The 18,674-nt window shown below is 67.3% G+C and carries 9 protein-coding genes and 1 pseudogene; 6 read left to right on the top strand and 4 right to left on the bottom strand.

Annotated elements, in window-relative coordinates:
• The first annotated feature begins 65 nt into the window (after positions 1–65).
• Complete coding sequence (locus tag CBI38_RS02310; protein ID WP_109326059.1) at positions 66–341, top strand: hypothetical protein; 276 nt, start codon at positions 66–68, stop codon at positions 339–341.
• Here the strand turns inward: CBI38_RS02310 and CBI38_RS02305 are convergent.
• Entirely contained in the window at positions 338–1,039 is a 702-nt protein-coding gene (locus tag CBI38_RS02305) for an MspA family porin (RefSeq protein ID WP_109326058.1), read from the bottom strand. The genes CBI38_RS02310 and CBI38_RS02305 overlap by 4 nt on opposite strands.
• A 215-nt stretch (positions 1,040–1,254) precedes the next feature.
• Here CBI38_RS02305 and CBI38_RS02300 point away from each other — a divergent pair.
• A pseudogene (locus CBI38_RS02300) lies at positions 1,255–3,059 on the top strand (glycosyl transferase).
• Here the strand turns inward: CBI38_RS02300 and map are convergent.
• Entirely contained in the window at positions 3,056–3,820 is a 765-nt protein-coding gene (gene map / locus CBI38_RS02295; RefSeq protein ID WP_109326057.1) for a type I methionyl aminopeptidase, read from the bottom strand. The pseudogene CBI38_RS02300 and the gene map overlap by 4 nt on opposite strands.
• Before the next feature lie 51 nt (positions 3,821–3,871).
• On the opposite strand from map, the gene CBI38_RS02290 reads away from it, so the two are divergent.
• The 4 genes from CBI38_RS02290 (at position 3,872) to CBI38_RS02275 (ending at position 12,070) form a co-directional block, all read left to right on the top strand.
• The gene (locus tag CBI38_RS02290) at positions 3,872–4,141 is read left to right on the top strand and encodes a helix-turn-helix domain-containing protein (protein WP_109326056.1); all 270 of its coding nucleotides are present in this window, start codon (positions 3,872–3,874) and stop codon (positions 4,139–4,141) included.
• A 107-nt stretch (positions 4,142–4,248) separates the two neighbouring features.
• The gene (locus tag CBI38_RS02285) at positions 4,249–7,515 is read left to right on the top strand and encodes an arabinosyltransferase domain-containing protein (RefSeq protein WP_418328307.1); all 3,267 of its coding nucleotides are present in this window, start codon (positions 4,249–4,251) and stop codon (positions 7,513–7,515) included.
• A gap of 91 nt (positions 7,516–7,606) precedes the next feature.
• Positions 7,607–10,930 (top strand): arabinosyltransferase domain-containing protein, encoded by a 3,324-nt coding sequence (locus tag CBI38_RS02280; RefSeq protein WP_109326053.1) that lies wholly within the window; start codon positions 7,607–7,609, stop codon positions 10,928–10,930.
• A 96-nt stretch (positions 10,931–11,026) separates the two neighbouring features.
• Positions 11,027–12,070 (top strand): hypothetical protein, encoded by a 1,044-nt coding sequence (locus tag CBI38_RS02275; RefSeq protein ID WP_230990060.1) that lies wholly within the window; start codon positions 11,027–11,029, stop codon positions 12,068–12,070.
• 26 nt (positions 12,071–12,096) lie between these two features.
• Here the strand turns inward: CBI38_RS02275 and CBI38_RS02270 are convergent, their stop codons facing one another.
• Positions 12,097–13,641: an acyl-CoA carboxylase subunit beta gene (locus CBI38_RS02270; RefSeq protein ID WP_109326052.1), complete on the bottom strand. Its 1,545-nt coding sequence runs from the start codon at positions 13,639–13,641 to the stop codon at positions 12,097–12,099.
• Positions 13,641–18,632 carry a polyketide synthase Pks13 gene (gene pks13 / locus CBI38_RS02265; RefSeq protein WP_109326049.1) on the bottom strand — a complete coding sequence of 1,664 codons (4,992 nt, stop codon included), beginning with the start codon at positions 18,630–18,632 and terminating at the stop codon, positions 13,641–13,643. The genes CBI38_RS02270 and pks13 overlap by 1 nt, the downstream gene beginning before the upstream one ends.
• Positions 18,633–18,674: the final 42 nt, after the last annotated feature.

Raw genomic sequence — 18,674 nt, 5'->3', positions numbered from 1 at the left:
CACCCAGTCCAGGAGCGGAACCATCCGCCTCTCGAGGGGAATGCAGGTTGCGGCGAGGAGCGGTCATGCCCGATGCAGGAAGGCCGCCGCGCGACCTCTCCGGTCCCGAAGATCATGTGCTCGGCACCGGGGGTGGTGAAGTAGCGGTGCACGCCGGACTTGCGTTGACGATCGGGGCGATCGTGGGTGTCTACGTGGGGCACTGGGCGCTGTTCGTCATCGCACTGATCGGGGTGTCGTTGTGGATTACCAGTGGTGTCGTCGTCCAGACCACACGGCAGAGGCCGCCGGACGTCGGTCCGGCGGCCTCCCACGGTCACTCGATCGAGCGTGCTGCCTAGTTGAGCTTTTGGGGCACACCGTAGGTCATGACCGAGTCACCGTTCGCGGTGACGGCCATCGCGTACGGCCGGATGGTGACCGGACCGATCGCACCGGAGATGAACCCGTGCATACCCTGCATCCGCACGAGGGCGGAAGGTCCGTCGAACTCCTGGCCTTCGAGGAACGGGACGGTGGTGATGCCGCCCGGCTCGAGGTCGATGTCGAGTTCCTGCGACGGGATGATGGAGCCACCGATACCGGCGGCCGTACCGGCATTCAGTCCGAGTTCCAGTTCGGGAACCAGCCCGAGATCGATTCCGTTGTTCGATTCGATGAACCAGTCGAGATTGGGCGTGTTGAGGACGATCGTCGCACCGGCGAGCGCCACCGGGTAGCCGATCTGATAGCCGAGGGTGAGCTGCGTGTCTTCGAACTCCGCGGCGTTCGGCCCGGTGATGTTCACCGCGGCGTAGCCGTCGTGGAAGAACTCGACCGACGTCGGCACGCCGTCGAGCGGGGGAACCGTGTGATACGAGGTATCTCCCTGGAGGACTTCGATGCGATTGCCACCGGCGTCGACGACGGAGCTGGAATTGTCGACCCCTGCCGAGGCAGTCCCATTGCCCATGACCATGCCGAGCACTGCAATTCCTGCAACAGCCACTGCGCGCGTGAACCGTTTGTATCCATACCGAGATGTGGTGATGTCCGTCATGCCGACCCCATTCAGAGTGCACTGCAACCGATACGAAAAAGCAAGCTGAGCGTAACCACAGTAAGCGAACAATATCCCCGTATTGATCAGAAGTTCACAAATGAACTTCCTGTGACATGGGCAACACTTCTGCCGTCACGCCACGAGTACCCCATCAGACCCTCCGGTACCCTCGGTCGATCGACATCGACCCGGATATTCGGAGGCGCGCCTGCGTGACTGACATACTCACCGACGTCGGAAGGCCGCAGCGGTCCCTGCGCACCCCCACCGAGATTCCCGGCCCCGAACGCTCCCGAACCCGCCCCCACCCCGCCGATGTCGCTGCGGTGGCATTCTTCGTCGGCCTGGCGGTGTTCGTACTGGTTCGACAGTGGAAACATCTCGGGACCGGCTACCTCGTCCGCAGTGGCCAGGACCAGACCATGTGGGAATGGTTCTTCGCCGTCGCGGCGCACTCGGTGGTGCACCTGGAGAATCCACTGTCGAGCGACCTCCAGAACTATCCCCTCGGCGTGAACCTCATGGGCAACACGGCGATGTTCGGCATCAGCATCCCCCTGGCGCCCGTCACCCTGTTGTTCGGCCCCGGTGTCACGTTCACCCTCGCGCTCACGCTGGGGCTGTCCGGCACGGCCATCGCCTGGTACTGGCTGTTCTCCCGCCACGTCGTCGCCTCCCGGTTCGCTGCGGCCGTCGGCGGCGTCGTCTGCGGATTCGCCCCGCCCTCATCTCGCACAGCAACGGGCACCCCAACTTCGTCGCCCTGTTCCTCCTTCCTTTCATCGCACTCGGCGTGATCCGGCTCGGCAGTGGACGACGTCCGGTGCGGGACGGTGTCGTGCTCGGCCTGCTGATCGCGTACCAGATCTTCCTGGGTGAAGAACCACTTCTGATCTATGCACTGGCCTTCACTGTGTTCGGGCTCGCGTTCGCAGCGAACCGTCCCCGCGCCGCTGTGACGTCGGTACGCAAGGGCAGCAAGGGCTTCGCCATCGCAGGCGGCGTCGCCCTGTCCATCGCCGCCCTGCCCCTGTGGTGGCAGTTCTTCGGGCCGGACAGTTACCGCGCGCTCGAGCACGGTCCGGTGGGCAACGACACGGAGGCGTTCACCGGATTCCCCACATCCTCACTGGCAGGAGCCCCGGGAACAGCCGAGTTCAGCATGAACTCCACCGAGGAGAACGCCTACTTCGGCTGGCCGCTCCTGATTCTTCTCACGCTGTCGGGACTGTGGTTGTGGCGGATGCCGCTCGCGCGCGCAGCCACCGTGACCGTTGCGGCGATGGGCGTCCTGTCGCTCGGATCCACCCTCACCATCGGTGGAACCGATACGGGAATTCCACTCCCCTGGAAGTACGTATCGCATCTTCCCCTCCTCGAATCCGTTCTGGAGTCACGCTTCGCCATGGGTTGTCTCCCCGCGGCGGCGCTCCTCCTCGCGCTCGGCACCGACCGCGCCCTCGCGTCCGCGCGGGCCGGGGAGCGGACCATAACTCTGCTGTGGATCGGCTGGCTCGCCGTCGCCCTGCTTCCGCTGGCGCCCACACCCCTTGCCGTCGTGCAACGGGACACCGCCCCCGACTTCTTCGCCGAAGGAACGTGGAAGCAGTACGTCACCGACGGATCGGTGGTGACCGTGCCGCTCCCGTCACCGGAGAATGCGCGAATGCTGCGCTGGCAGACCGAGCAGGACCTCGCCTTCCCCATCGCCGGGGGGTACTTCGTCGGCCCCGCCGGCAGTGAGGCGAAGGGTAAGTACGGGCCGGACGACCGCCCGACCGCACTGCTGCTGGCGGCGGCGCAGAAGTCCGGCCAGGTGCCCGACATCGACGAGCAGACGCGGACCCAGGCGCTGGCGGATCTGCGCTTCTGGAACGCCGACGTCCTGGTGCTCCCACACACCCGCAACGATCGCGTCCTGCGTGAGACGGTCCGCCTCCTCATCGGCGACCCGGCGACGCCCGTGGACGGCGTCTGGGTGTGGGACGTCCGCGCCCTGACACGGGAAAGCGGTTAGCGCGTCAGGACTTCCGGTCCGTCCTCGCCGATCGCCACCGTGTGTTCGCTGTGCGCGGCACGGGCTCCCGTCGCAGTGCGCAGCGTCCATCCGTCGGCATCGCAGCGGTAGTCGTCACTGCCGTCCGCGATGAGCATCGGTTCGATCGCGAGAACCATTCCCGGCTGCAGCAGCAGACCCTTGCCCGCGCGACCCTCGTTGGGCACGTGTGGATCCTCGTGCATACGCCTGCCGATGCCGTGCCCACCGTGATCGGCGAGCATTCCGTACCCGGCGCCGCGCGCATACAGTCCGATGGCCGCACCGATGTCACCCAACCGGTTTCCGGGCCGCGCAGCCGCAATCCCATGAGCCAGTGCCGCTTCAGTGGCCGCAACGAGTGCGATGTCCGCCAGGTCTGCCGTGCCCACGACGAAACTGATCGCGGCGTCGCCACACCACCCGTCCAGCCGCGCCCCGCAGTCGACACTGATGAGATCACCGCCGCGGAGTTGATACGGACCCGGGATGCCATGCACAACAGCATCATTGACACTCGTGCACAGAGATCCAGGGAAGGGAGAGGCCGCCCAGCTCGGGTGGTAATTCCGAAACAGCGGCACCGCTCCCGCCCCGACGATCAGGTCGGTGGCCAGGGCGTCGAGGTCGAGTAGGCTCACCCCCACCGCGGCCGATTTCCGTACCGCGGCCAGTGCCGCAGCAACCAGCTGCCCCGCCGCGCGCATCGCCTGCACCTCGGCTGACGTCTTCAGCTCGACCACGACCCACCCTTACCTGTGTGCAATTTTTATACCGGTATTACTATATGGCACATGGTGCGTGTGCCGTTGACAGCCGAAGAACTCGAACGCGGGCAAAGACTGGGCGAGCTGCTGCGCGCCACCCGGGGAGACAGAAGCATGGTCACCGTCGCGCTCGACGCGGGCATCTCCGTCGAGACGCTGCGCAAGATCGAGACCGGACGTATCGCCACTCCCGCATTCTTCACCATCGCAGCAGTGGCCCGGGTCCTCGGCCTGTCGCTCGACGAGGTGGCCGATTCCCTCACCCCTTCCGTGACCGGAGGCATGGCCGCATCCTGACGCCGGTCGGCCGCCCCGGACTCGGGCCTCCGGTGCACCGCACGACGTGAGGCCGGTACGCCGTGGTGACGGAGCACCCACGGGGAGTCACCGCCTACCATCGTCGTGTGCCGTCCGAAGTAGCAGAGAAGCCCACACGTTCGCCGTCGGAGCGGCGGCCGCTGCCCGACATTCGAAGCATCCGCACTTCCCGGCTCATCGCGATCGTCACCGGCCTGCTCGGTTTCGTGCTGGCACTCGCCATCCCGTTACTGCCGGTCGAGCAGGACGCCGCCTCGATCGACTGGCCGCAGGACGGTGTTCTCGAGAGCGTCGACGCCCCTCTGGTGTCCTACGCGCCGCTGAACATGCAGGTCTCCGTGCCGTGTTCGGCTGTGGCACAGCTCGGCGAGGGTGGCGGCACCCTGGTCTCGACGCTGCCGAACGGCGCGCCCGACTTCGAGTCGGCCGGCCTGGTGGTGCGGGCGGCCGCCGACGGCACGGTGGAGGTCATCACCCGGGGCAACACGCTGATCTCCGCGACCGGCGCCGAGGTGCAGGGCTGCGACATGATCGAAGTCACCTCCGACCACCAGCGCACGTCCGCCGAGGTGACGGGTACCGCGGATCCCGTTGCAGGGTCCGTCGAGGGCGACGCCCGACCGCAGATGGTCGGTATCTTCACCGACCTGCGCGGCAGCATCCCGGACGGGTTGAACGTGCACGCCGACCTCGACTCCCGGTTCTCGTCGAGCCCGACTCTGCTGAAACTTCTCGCGATGATCGTGTGCGTCCTCGCGACCTTGTCGTCGTTATACGCGCTGCACCGGGTGGACGGCATCGACGGCAGGCGCGCCCGCCGCTTCCTGCCTGCCCACTGGTGGAAATTCACCGGCGTCGATGCCGTGGTGATCGGGACATTGCTGCTGTGGCACGTGATCGGAGCCAATACGTCCGACGACGGTTACCTGCTGGGGATGGCCCGGGTGTCCGAGCAGTCGGGCTACATGGCCAACTACTTCCGCTGGTTCGGGGTGCCGGAAGCACCGTTCGGCTGGTCGTACGAGCTTCTCGCGGCCCTCGTCAAGGTGAGCACGGCGAGCATGTGGATGCGACTCCCCACTCTCCTCGCGGCGCTGCTCTGCTGGATGGTGATCAGCCGGGAAGTCATTCCCCGCCTCGGTGTCGCGGTGCGGCGCAACAGGACTGCCCTCTGGACGGGCGGGCTGGTCTTCCTCGCGTTCTGGCTGCCCTACGACAACGGCCTGCGCCCCGAACCGGTGATCGCGCTCGGCGCCCTGCTCACCTGGTGTTCCATCGAACGCGCCATCGCGACCGGACGACTGCTTCCCGGCGCGGTGGCCGTGCTGATCGCAGCCTTCTCCCTCGCTGCGGGTCCGTCGGGTCTGATCTGCATCGCCGCACTGATCGCGGGTGCGAGGCCCATCCTGCGCATCGTCATCGCGCGGGGTCACCGCGTGGGGTTCGCGTCGCAGATCTTGCCCGTCCTCGCTGCGGGCACCGTTGTACTCGTGGCGGTCTTCGCCGATCAGACGCTGGCGACTGTGCTCGAGTCGACCCGGGTGCGGACAGCCGTGGGGCCCAACGTCGCCTGGTTCGACGAACGGGTGCGCTGGGACGCGCTGCTCGGCATCTCCCCCGACGGCTCGCTCGCACGCCGGTTCGGTGTGTTCGTCATGCTGCTCTGCGTCGTCCTCTGCGTGATGCTCATCCTGCGTAAGGGCAAGGTGCCGGGCACAGCGATCGGCCCGTCACGCCGCATTCTCGGCATCGTCTTCGCATCGCTCCTGCTCATGATGTTCACACCGACCAAGTGGACCCACCACTTCGGCGTGTACGCGGGGCTGGCCGGATCGGTGGCCGTGCTCGCCGCGGTCGGTGTCGGGGCCCGAAGCATCCGCTCCAAACGCAACCGCACCCTGTTCGCGGCGGGCATCCTCTTCATCCTCGCCGTCGCCTTCACCGGATCCAACGGCTGGTGGTACGTCTCGAGCTACGGAGTCCCGTGGTGGGACAAGCCGCCGATGCTGGCCGGTAAGGGTTTCTCCACCCTGTTCCTCGGTCTCACCGTGCTCGCGTTGCTCCTCGCCGCCTGGTACCACGTCCGCGAGCCCTACAGGAAAGACACCGAGCCCGATGGGAAACGTGCGCGCGTACTGGCTCCGTCACCGCTGACCATCGCCGCAGGCGCCGTTGTCCTGTTCGAGGTGTTGTCGCTGCTGAAGGGAGTGGTTGCCCAGTACCCCGGCTACTCCATCGGGAAGGCGAACATCGAGTCGATGACCGGCGGCACCTGCGCCCTCGCCGACGAGGTACTCGTGGAGACCGACCCCAACGCGGCACTGCTGCGTCCGCTGGCCCCGATCACCGACCCGGACGGAGCCGGCGCCTTCGCTGCCACCGCCGCCGACGGCTTCACGGCCAACGGCATCGCCCGCGACCTCACCGCCGACTCCGAAAAGATCAGCAAGGGCGGGGCCAACACCGTCGACTCCGACACCGATGAGACGACCACCGGCACGAGTTCCGGTACCGGCGGCGGCACCGAGGCCACCGCCGGCGTCAACGGGAGCACCGTCACGCTGCCGTTCGGTCTCGACCCCGCCCGCACGCCCGTCCTCGGTAGCTTCCAGACCGGCGAGCAGCAGCCCGCCGCCCTGACGACAGGGTGGTACGGCCTTCCCGAGCGCACCGACGACGCCCCAATCGTGACCCTGTCCGCTGCCGGTCGCATCCGGTCGGTCGATGCCGACGGTGTCGTCACGCCCGGACAGATCCTGAAGGTGGAGTACGGCTCCACCGGCCCCGACGGGTCCGTCACCACGCTGGGCAGCATCGATCCGATCGACATCGGACCGTCGCCGTCCTGGCGAAACCTGCGTGTGCCGCTCGAGTCGCTGCCCGCCGAAGCGAATGCCGTCCGGCTCGTCGCCGAGGACCCGGATACCGACCCCGGCCAGTGGCTCGCCGTCACTCCACCGCGGGTGCCGAAGATGCAGACACTGCAGACGGTGGTCGGATCGACCGATCCGGTGCTGCTGGACTGGGCGGTCGGGCTCGCATTCCCCTGCCAGCGCCCCTTCGACCACCGGTACGGCGTCGCTGAGGTGCCGCAGTGGCGGGTTCTGCCCGACCGCATCGGCGCCGAGTCCACGAACGCGTGGCAGGACAGAATCGGCGGTGGCCCGCTGGGGTGGACCGACCAGCTGCTGTCGGCGAGCACCCTCGCGACCTACCTGTCGAACGACTGGGACCGCGACTGGGGCTCCCTCGAGCGGTTCACTCCGCGCGATGCCGCCACGACCCCGGCGCAGGTGGACACGGAAGAGGTCACCAGGTCCGGCACCTGGTCGGCAGGACCCGTTCGCTACTAGTTTGCACACTCGTTACCGACGGGTAAGTTCTTGCTTGGCGTAGGGAACCGCCGATATGACTCCTCAGGTTCCTGACATACCATCGACAACCGTGCCCGACGCCGTGACAATCCCTGTGTCCGAACCCGCAGCTCCCCCGCCGCCTGCCCGGCAGGACCGACGGGGCGAGTACCGGACCGCTCGTCTGGTCGCCGTAGTAACCGGCCTCATCGGGTTGGTGCTGGCGTTGGCCACCCCGTTCATGCCCGTGGAGCAGAGCACCGCAACGGTCAATTGGCCGGAGAACGGCCAGGTCAGCGACCTCGAGGCACCGCTGATGTCGCAGGTACCGGTCGCCCTGTCGGCCACGATCCCGTGCTCCGCGGTCGCGGAGCTGCCCGAGCGGGGCGGCATCCTGCTCTCGACCGCACCCGCGCAGGGTGACGGCGCCGCGTTGAACGCGATGTTCGTGCGCGTGTCGGACAAGTCCGTCGACGTCCTCGACCGCAACGTCACCATCGCGACGGCACCGCGCGAACAGGTGCAGTCGGGCGCCTGCTCGGAGATCCGCATCACGTCCGACATCGACACCACCTCGGCGGAGTTCGTCGGCCTCCGCGCCCCCACCGGGGTTCCCATCGCCGGTCAGCTGACCGGCGACCTGCGGCCGCAGGTGGCCGGGGTCTTCAGTGATCTCCCGAACGGCGCAGCCCCTGCCGGCCTCTCGTTCACGATGGACGTCGATTCACGGTTCTCGTCGAGCCCCACGCTGATCAAGCTCGTCGCCATGATCGTGGCCCTCCTCACCACGGCCATCGCCATGGTCGCCCTCGGCAGACTCGACGGCACGGACGGACGGGGGCACCGCAACTTCTTCCCGTCGCATTGGTGGAAGTTCACCGGCCTCGACACCCTCGTCGTCGGCACCCTCGTCGTCTGGCACTTCATCGGTGCCAACACGTCGGACGACGGATATCTGCTCACCATGGCGCGGGTGTCCGACCACGCCGGATACATGGCCAACTATTTCCGCTGGTTCGGTGTTCCCGAGGCGCCGTTCGGCTGGTACTACGACGTCCTGGCCGCGATGGCGAAGATCTCGACGGCCAGCCCCTTCATTCGCCTGCCCGCCCTGATCGCCGGAATTCTCTGCTGGCTGGTGATCAGCCGCGAGGTTGCTCCCCGCCTCGGCCGCTCCGTGCGCCGCAACAAGGTGGCACTGTGGACCGGGGGTCTCGTCTTCCTCGCGTTCTGGCTGCCCTACAACAACGGCCTGCGTCCCGAGCCCATCGTCGCCCTCGGTGCGCTGCTCACCTGGTGCTCCATCGAGCGCGCGATCGCGACCGGGCGGCTCCTGCCCGCAGCAGTTGCCGTGCTCATCGGTGCCTTCACACTCGCGGCCGCCCCAACCGGCCTGATGTGTGTGGCCGCTCTCCTCGCCGGTACTCGGCCGCTGGTCCGCATCATCGTCAAACGTCACCGACAGGTGGGGACGCTGCCGTTGCTGGCGCCGATCGCCGCCGCCGGCACCATCGTCCTGGTCGTGGTGTTCGCCGATCAGACCCTGGCGGCCGTCCTCGAAGCCACCCGGGTCCGCACTCTGATCGGCCCCAACCTCGAGTGGTACAAGGACTTCCTGCGCTACTACTACCTGTTCGTGCCGACCGTCGACGGATCCGTCGCTCGCCGGTTCGCGTTCCTCACCATGATCCTGTGTCTGCTCACCACACTGTTCATTCTGTTGCGGCGCAGGCGAATTCCCGGTGCCGCCACCGGACCGTCGTGGCGCCTGCTCGGAGTGGTGTTCGGAACGATCTTCTTCATGATGTTCAACCCCACCAAGTGGACCCACCACTTCGGGGCGTACGCGGGCATCGCCGGTTCCCTCGCGGCGCTCACCGCCGTCGCGGTGTCGGCGTCCGCGCTGCGGTCGCGTCGCAACCGCACCATCTTCCTCGCCGGACTGCTGTTGATGCTCGCGCTGACCTTCGCCGGCATCAACGGGTACTGGTACGTGTCGAGCTTTGGGGTGCCGTGGTTCGACAAGACGGTGTCGCTGGGTGGCCGCGAGTCGAACACCCTCTTCCTCGTCCTCTTCGGACTCGCGGTGGCACTCGCGGCCTGGCAATACCTGCGTGAAGGTTTCGCCGCGCCGCCCGTCCGGCCCAACACCGAAAAGGGCAGGCGCATCAGGAAGTTCGCCGCCGCACCGCTCACCGTCGTCGCCGGCGTCATGGTGCTGTTCGAGGTGGTCTCCCTACTCAAGGGTGCGGTGTCCCAGTACCCGGCGTACTCGCTGGCACGGTCCAACTTCGACTCCGTTTCCGGTCAGACGTGCGGCCTCGCCGAGGACGTACTCGTCGAAGGCGACACCAACGGCGGCAATCTCGCACCCATCCCCGACCCCACGACGCCGCTGGCCGACCCCGCCGATCCACTCGGTGGCGCCGCGCCCACCGGCTTCTCCCCCAACGGTGTGCCCTCCGACCTCACCGCCGATTACGTCGAGGTCAAACAGGGCATGGGCAACACCGACAACCAGAGCGTCGGCCCCAGCTTCGAGACCGGCGGCAGCGCCGGCACCAGCGGCGGCACCGGCCGCACCGGCGTCAACGGCAGCACCGCAAAGCTTCCGTTCGGACTCGACCCCAGCACCACCCCGGTCATGGGCAGCTACCAGGAAGGCGTCCAGGAACCGGCGACATTGTCCTCCAGCTGGTACGCGCTTCCCGAGCGCAGCGAGAAGTCCCCGCTCGTCGTCATGTCGGCCGCGGGACGTATCTGGTCGGTCGACCCGACCGGCGCCACCACCTACGGGCAGTCCCTCCTCGTCGAGTACGGCAAGCGTCAGCCCGACGGCACCGTGCAAATCCAGGGCACCTACCTGCCCAAGGACATCGGGCCCGCGCCGTCGTGGCGGAACCTGCGGGTCCCCATCGACGAGCTCGCTCCGGACACCGACGCGGTCCGGATCATCGCGAACGATCCCAACCTCACCGGCGACCAGTGGCTCGCGTTCACCCCGCCGCGGGTTCCGACGCTCGACACGCTCAACTCGACGATCGGCAGCACGCAGCCGGTTCTCCTCGACTGGGCCGTGGGGCTTCAATTCCCGTGCCAGCGACCGTTCGACCATCAGAACGGGGTCGCGGAGATGCCGAACTATCGGATCCTCCCCGACCGGCCACTCGCCGTCAGCTCCACCGACACCTGGCAGTCCGCCGAGAACGGTGGCCCGCTCGGGTTCACCGGACTGCTGGCAGGCGCCACCGCCATCCCCACCTACATGCGGGACGACTGGGGTCGGGACTGGGGCTCGCTCGAGCGTTTCGACCGGTACTACCCGGACGCCACCGCGGCCACCGTCGACACCGCCACCAGCACCAGGTCCGGACTGTGGTCGCCCGGCACCCTGCGGGTGTACGACAGCCCGTAGCGCGAGTTATCCACAACTTCCGGTTCATCCACAGGGCAAAAGTGCCACCTGCACTTTCCCGGAGGTGGCCCGGGCACGCCCGGCATGCTCTGATCCATGCGACGTGGAACGTGGGCCGACGACCTTTCTGCCATCACCGCGATCAGCCGGGACGCGGTGGTGCGGACGGCCGAGCTGGAACGGCTGGGCATCGCGAAGGGAACCATCTCCGCCCGTTGCGGTGAGCGTGGTCCGTGGCAGCGCATCCTGCCCGGCGTGGTCCTGCTGCACAACGGGCCGCCGACGACGCTGCAACGGAACCTGGCGGCGCTCGAGTACGGTGGGCCCGACTCGTTGCTGTCCGGGCACGCGGCGCTGACCGCTCTCGGGTACAACCGGTCGGCGTCGAGAAACGAGGTGCTGCTGCTTGTTCCGTCTGTCTGCCATCGACGTGACTGGGCGTACGTGAAGGTCGAGCGGACGTGGCGGATGCCCACCCTGGTCCAGCGCGGACTGCTCCGGCTCGCACCTCCCGAACGTAGCCTCCTGGATGCGGCGCGGCGGACCCTGCTACCCGACAGGTGTCGTGCGCTGCTCGCCGACGGGATTCAGCGCGGCGACGTCACCGTCGACGACCTGGCGCGCGAACTGGCGTCGGGCAGCCACCGCGGAAGCCATGTGCCGCGCGCGGTACTGCGGGAGCTCAGCGAAGACGCGCACTCCGTCGCCGAGGTTCACGCCCGAATGTTGTACGGCTCGAGTGACCTTCCGCCACTGCAGCAGGGCGTCGACGTGCTCTCCGCGACGGGGCAGTGGCTCGCCCGCCCGGAGGGGTGGCTCGACGACGTGGCCCTGGCATGGGAGCTCGACTCGCCGAGGTATCACTTCTCCCCGGAACTGCACGAGGCCACCGTCGTTCGTCGGGCGCGCATGCAGCGGGAGGGCATCGTCGTGGTCAGTCACTCGCCCGAGCAGATTTCGACGGCACCGGCGACGGTGCTGGCTGACCTTCGCGCCGCCCGGTCGCTCGCAGCTTCTCGTCCGCGTCCCTCGGTGTTCACCGTCACCGGGCACACTCGGCGGTCGGCGGGACTTCCCGCGGGGTACGGCGGTGGCGACGGCGCCGAACCGAGGTCACAGCAATCGAATCGGACTGTGTGACATCGGCCTTGATCGGCACGGATCAGCTATAGGGGCATCAAGTCGTGCTTGCGCGGATTGCGCTGCACTGTCTTGTCGCGCAGCATCGTCAGCGCCTTACGGATCTCGAGCCTGGTCGTGGAGGGCTCGATCACCGCGTCGATGTAGCCGCGCTCGGCGGCGATGTACGGCGTTGCGATGTTCTCGTTGTAGAAGTTGATCAGCTGACGCCGGACCGCGGGTGCGTTCTCGCCGGCGGCCTCGATCTGACGGCGGCCGATGAGATCGACGGCACCCTCGGCGCCCATGACGGCGATGCGGGCGGTGGGCCACGCAAAGTTGATGTCTGCACCGAGCTGCTTGGAGCCCATGACGGCGTACGCGCCGCCGTACGCTTTGCGGATCACGACGGTCACCTTCGGCACCGTCGCCGTCACGAACGCGAAGATGAACCGGCCGCCCCGCTTGATGACGCCGATCCGCTCCTGCTCGAGACCTGGAAGGAACCCAGGCGTGTCGACGGCAAACACCAGCGGGATGTCGAAGGCGTCGCAGATGCGGATGAAATGCGCGGCCTTGTCCGAGGCCTGGGCGTCCAGAGCACCCGCCGCGACCAGCGGCTGGTTCGCGATCACGCCGACCGTGCGTCCGTCCACGCGGGCGAAGCCGGTGATGATGTTGAGCGCGACCTGCCCGCCGATCTCGTGGAACTCGCCGTCGTCAAAAATCCGCAGCAGGATGTCGTGCATGTCGTAGCCGGCGTTGTCGGCGTCGGGAATGAACGTGTCCAGATCCCGGTCCGAGTCCGTGATCTCCGGTTCGAGACCCGGATTGACCACCGGCGGCTGCTCCATGCAGCTCGACGGCAGGAAGCTGAGGTACTTGCGCACCCACTCGAACGCCGCCTTCTCGTCGGCCGCGACATGGTGCAGGTTGCCGTACTGCGCCTGGTTCCGGGCGCCACCGAGCTCCTCGAGGCTGACGTCCTCGCCCGTGATCTTCCGCACCACGTCGGGTCCGGTCACGAACATGTACGACTCCTCGGTGGCCACCAGAATGTCGGTGTTGATGGGCGCGTACACGGCCCCACCGGCACACTTGCCGAGGATCATCGAGATCTGCGGGCACATCCCGGACAGCGGCTCCTGCCGGCGGCCGAGCTCGGCGTACCACGCCAGCGAGGTGACCGCGTCCTGCACTCGGGCGCCGCCGGAGTCGTTGATGCCCACGCAGGGGCAGCCGATCTTGGCCGCGAATTCCATGATCGCCGCGACCTTCCGGCCGAACATCTCACCGACGGAACCACCGAACACGGTCTGGTCGTGCGAAAACACTGCGACCGGGCGTCCGTCGACGGTGCCGTGGCCGGTGACGACGCCGTCGCTGTACAGGGCGTTGGGGTCACCGGGCTGGCGCATCAGCGCGCCCACCTCGATGAAGCTTCCGGGGTCGAGGAGCATGTCGATGCGGTCCCGTGCGCTGGGAATCCCCTTCTTCGCACGTTTGGCGATCGCCTGCTCTCCCGCGGGTTCCTTGGCGACGTCGAGCTTTTCGCGCAGCTCCGCCAGCTTCTCTGCGGTGGTCGTGGTCACTACTGTGCTCCGATTCCGACGGCGTGGATGGCCGCCAGCTTCTTGGTGAGATCGGCCCCGACTTTCGCGATGTAGGGCTCGTCAACGATCTGCAGGTGGTCGCCACCGACGTGGATGATCTCCAGGTTCTGAACCGCGTCACCCCAGCCGCCGTCGGGCTTACGAGTCTTGAAAGCGGGCTCGAGCTGCATGACGTCATCGTGATAGCGGTCGGCCATGTACAGGACCACCTCGCCGTCGTACTGCTCCAGCTCGGCAGTCTGGATGGCCCGATTATCGAGCCACGACGTGCGCTGGTGCTCGATGATGCCGCCCGGAATCTTGGTGCCGCTCAGCTTCAGCAATTCGGTGAGGATCTTGACCTGTTCCTCGTCGCTGCCCGCCGCCGCGAGCTTGTCGTACGGCAGCGGGTAGTCGACGTTGTAGGTCTTCTTCGCGAACGCCGCGTAACGCTGCCAGCGCTTCCGGATTTCGTCCGGAGTCTCCGGCACCTCTTCACCCGCCATGACGGTGTCGATCAGGCCGACGATCCGGACGTCGGCACCCTCGGCCCGCAGCAGCTTCGCCACCGCGTATGCCAGCACACCACCGAGCGACCAGCCGTACAGCACGTACGGCCCATCGCCCTGGATCTCACGGATCAAGGGAAGGTACTCGGCGGCACGCTTCTCGATCGGACCCTCCGTGCGCTCGAACCCGTACATCGGCGTGCCCTCGGGCAGTCGCTTGAGCAGCGGCTCGTACACGACGGTCGAACCGCCGGCCGGGTGGAACACGAATACCGGTACGGCAGTGGACCCTTCGGGACGCGCGCGCAGTGTGCGCACCAACCCGTCGATCTTGCCGGAGTCCTCGAGGAATCCGCGGACCACATTGGCCAGCTCCTCGATGGTCGTGGCATCGAGGACGTCGTCGAACGTGATGTCCCCGTTCGCACGCTCGGACAGGCGTGCGGCCAGCTTCTCCGCCACCTCGTCGCCGACGATCGGCAACGTGTTGAAGATGCCTTTCGCGGACTCACCAGTGACGACGGCCCACGTCGCAAAGGTCAGTCGCTCGGCCGCATCACGCGGTGGGACGTCCGAACCCGTCGCATCGGCGAACGCTTCCTTGCTGTCCATCGAATTGCCGTTCGCGACAACGCGTTCCTGTGGGACGGATTCGGTCACAGCCTCGGACACCGGTGCGGCGGCTTCGGTCACAGACTCCGAAACGTTAGCGGCCTCGGCATCATTGGCGGCCTCCGCATCATTGGCGGCCTCCGCGGCCTCGGCGGCCTCGGCGGCCTCCCTCTCGGCCTTCTGCTTGTCGGCGAGCGCCTGCACCTCTTCACGGTTCTCCACCGCGTATCGCAGGTACTTGCCCACCTCCATGAGGTTGGCGTCCTTGACTGCTTGCAACTGAAGCTGCGGGATGTCGAACTCGTACTCGACGCGGTTCTTGATGCGCACCGCCATCAGCGAGTCGAGGCCCAGTTCGATGAGCGGGATCTCGGCAGGCAGATCTTCGGGTGAGTAACCCATCGACTCCGCAACGATCAGCGCCAGGCGATCGTCCAGCGACTGCGAACCGTTCGGGTCCCATTTGTCCCCGATGTCTTCGACGACCTCGGGCATTTCCTCCACCGGCTCGGTCGCCGGCGCCGCGGTAGCGACAGGTGTCGGAAGCACCTCTCCGGAGGAGACCGCAGCATCGAACAGCAGCGTGAAACCGGACGCGGTCCGGCCATGCACCTGAACGGACGCACCACCGGGATGGGTGGTGAGCGTGGTGGTGAGGGTTCCGTCGGCCGGAACCTCGGCATGGGAAATCGACGCAGTCAGAGCGACATCCGACAGCACCTGGGCCGCGGCGGCGGTGACCAACGCGGGCAGGTCGGTGACGGCATCGGCCTGGACTTCCCACACGTGGCGACCGTCGGGCAACGACACGTGCGCACCGGGAACTCGGTTGTTGCCGCTCGACGTGATGCGGCTGTGCACCCAGTACGGCTTCCGGAGCCACGCCGTGCGCGGCACGGACGCGTAGTCGCCGGCGGGCAGCAACGACGACAGGTCGACCGCGTGTCCGTGGACGTACAGCTGCGCCAGCGCGGCGAGCACACCGAGCGGCTCGTCTTCCTTGCGCTTGAGCGTCTGGATGAGCTGCATGTCGTGCAGACCGGCGTCGAAGGCCGTAGCCGCCACCGACATCAAGGCCACCGGGTTCGGGGCGAGCTCCACGAACGTGGTGTGCCCGCTTCCGACGGCGAGGCGCACGGCGTTGGTGAAGTACACGCTGTGCCGCAGACCCTTGGTCCAGTACTCCTCGCGGTGGATCGGCTCATGGCCGGCGCGGTAGAAGGTGTCCTGATCGACCGACGAGTACACGCCACACTTCAGCTTGGTGGGCTCGATCCCGGCCAGTTCGGCGGCCAGTTCACCCAGCAGCGGGTCCACCTGTGAGGTATGGCTCGCGCCCTTCGTCTGAAGGACCCTGGCCATCTTCTCTTCACCCTCGGCCCGCGCGACGATCGCGTTCACCTCGGACTCGGGTCCGCCGATCACCGTGTGGGTCGGGGCCGCGTACACGCAGACCTCGAGGTGCGGGAAGTCCGGGAGAACGGTCTCGATCTCGGCCGCGCTGTACTCGACGAGCGCCATCAGACGGATGTCATCGCCCTCGAGCGTGGCCTCGGCCTCACCCATCAGACGCGAACGGGCGCAGATCACCCGGACTGCGTCCTCCAGCGGCAGACCACCGGAGATGAACGCCGCCGCGGCCTCGCCCATGGAGTGACCGACCACGGCCTCCGGCTCGGCGCCGTGATGGCGCAGCAACGCCGCCAGGCCGATCTGGATCGTGAAGATGCCGACCTGCGACGTCTCGACGTCGTAGTCGACGCTGTCGTCGAGGAACTTCTCCTTCATGGAGTAGCCGGCCTCGTCCTCGATCAGCGCGTCCACTTCGTCGATGGCCGCAGCGAACACAGCATTCTCGAGATAGAGCTGCTTGGCCATCTTGCGGTGCTGTGAACCGAAGCCCGACAACACCCACACCGGGCCCTTCGACGACGGTGAATCAGCCGAGAACACACCATGACCCGGCTTACCCGCGGCGACCGCACGCAATCCGGTGATCGCCTCGGAACGCGTCTTCGCCAGCACCACGGCCCGGGAACGACCGTGATTGCGGCGCGCGAGGGCACGAGCGACATCGGCGAGGGGCGTGGTGCTGCCCTCTTCCGTCTCGAGCCAGTCGGCGAGATCGGCGGCGGCACGGCGACGTCGGGAAGGCAGCGCGCCCGACACCGGAAGGACGACGGTCTGCTCCACAGCCGCGGTCTCTTCCACAGCCGCGGTCTCATCGACCTGCGCGGCGACGTCTGTCGCGTCGGCGCTGTCTGCGCCGGTGATTTCCTCGCCCGCAACCGGCCCGGTGTATTCACGCACGACGACGTGAGCGTTGGTACCACCGAAACCGAATCCGGAGACACCGGCCACCGCGGCGCCCGAGTAGCGCGGCCAGGCCGCACCTTCCGGGATGACCTGCAGGTGTGCCTTGTCGAACGCGATATACGGGTTGGGTCCCGCATAGTTCAGGGTGGGCGGCAGGGTGTCTTCCTGCATCGCCAGCACGACCTTGATGAGTCCGGCCGCACCGGCGGCTGCCTCGAGATGGCCGAAGTTGGTCTTGGCGGACCCGAGGAGCGCAGGCTTGTCGTCGGCACGTCCACGCCCGACGATGCGGCCGAGCGCGTCGGCCTCGATCGGATCGCCGAGGATGGTGCCGGTGCCGTGAGCTTCGATGTAGTCGACAGCCGAAGGATTGATGCCGGCGTCGCGGTACGCGTGTCGCAGAACGTCGGCCTGAGCGTCCGGGTTCGGGGCCGCGAGACCGTTGGAGCGGCCGTCCTGGTTGACTGCGCTACCGGCGATCACGGCCAGAACCCGGTCGCCGTCGCGCTCGGCATCTTCGAGGCGCTTCAGAACGACGAGTCCGCCGCCTTCTGCACGGATCATGCCGTCGGCGTCAGCGGAGAATGCCTTGATGCGCCCGTTGGCGGCCATCACACCGAGCTGGTCGAACCCGAGGGTCCCGGGGGGCGCGATGAGCATGTTGACGCCACCGGCAAGCGCGACGTCGGATTCACCGGTCCGCAGCGAACGTACCGCCTGGTGGACGGCGACCAGAGAGGAGGAGCACGCCGTGTCGAGCGCGACGGAAGGCCCACGGAAGTCGTAGAAGTAGGAGACACGGTTCGCGACGATCGCTGTCGACGTGCCGGTCAGCGCATACGGGTGAGCGCCGCCCTCGGCACTGACCGCCAGCATCTGATAGTCGTTGGCCGAGCTGCCGATGAACACACCGACCTGCTCGCCCTTGAGATCGCTCGCGGGAATGCGGGCGTGCTCGAGCGCCTCCCAGGTCAACTCCATCGCGAGGCGCTGCTGCGGATCGACGTTGACGACCTCGAGCGGAGACATCGCGAAGAATTCCGCGTCGAAACCCTTCACGTCGTCGAGGTATCCACCCAGCGTGTTGGCCTTCTCGACCGCCGCCTTGATCTGCGGGTCGGCGGTGAATTCCTCCCACCGGCCCTCGGGGAGGTCGGAAATGCCGTCGCGGCCCTGCGCGAGCATCTCCCACATCTCGACGGGGGTCTCCCCCGCTCCCGGGAATCGGGTCGAGAGCCCCACGATCGCGATGTCGTGCGAGTCGGACGTCGGCGCGGACGCGTAGTATGCGGCATCGGCCGAATCGTCGATCTGCTCGGGCTCACCCTCGATGATGCGCGTGGCGAGCGAGGCAATGGTCGGATGCTGATAGGCGACCGTCGCGGTGAGCGTCACACCGACCAGTTCCTCGATCTCGCCGCTCAAGGCGACGGCGTCGCGGGACGAGAGGCCGAACTCTTCCATCGGGCGGTCGTCGGTGATCTGGGCGACCGGCTGGCCGGTAGCGTCGGCGACCCAGTTGCGGAGCCACTCACGCAGCTGCGCAACCGTCATGTCGCCGGCAGACCCCGCCGGTCGGTCCGCATCGCTGGTGGT

Source organism: Rhodococcus oxybenzonivorans, from assembly GCF_003130705.1.
GTDB classification, from domain to species: Bacteria; Actinomycetota; Actinomycetes; order Mycobacteriales; family Mycobacteriaceae; genus Rhodococcus_F; species Rhodococcus_F oxybenzonivorans.
Note: the sequence above shows the minus strand (reverse complement) of the source record. Positions and strands in the feature narration are given on the sequence as shown.

Coding starts and splice junctions, on each gene's coding strand:
- CBI38_RS02305 (WP_109326058.1), bottom strand. CDS start 1,039: ATGACGGACATCACCACATCTCGGTATGGATACAAACGGTTCACGCGC.
- CBI38_RS02290 (WP_109326056.1), top strand. CDS start 3,872: ATGGTGCGTGTGCCGTTGACAGCCGAAGAACTCGAACGCGGGCAAAGA.
- pks13 (WP_109326049.1), bottom strand. CDS start 18,632: ATGACGGTTGCGCAGCTGCGTGAGTGGCTCCGCAACTGGGTCGCCGAC.
- CBI38_RS02275 (WP_230990060.1), top strand. CDS start 11,027: ATGCGACGTGGAACGTGGGCCGACGACCTTTCTGCCATCACCGCGATC.
- CBI38_RS02310 (WP_109326059.1), top strand. CDS start 66: ATGCCCGATGCAGGAAGGCCGCCGCGCGACCTCTCCGGTCCCGAAGAT.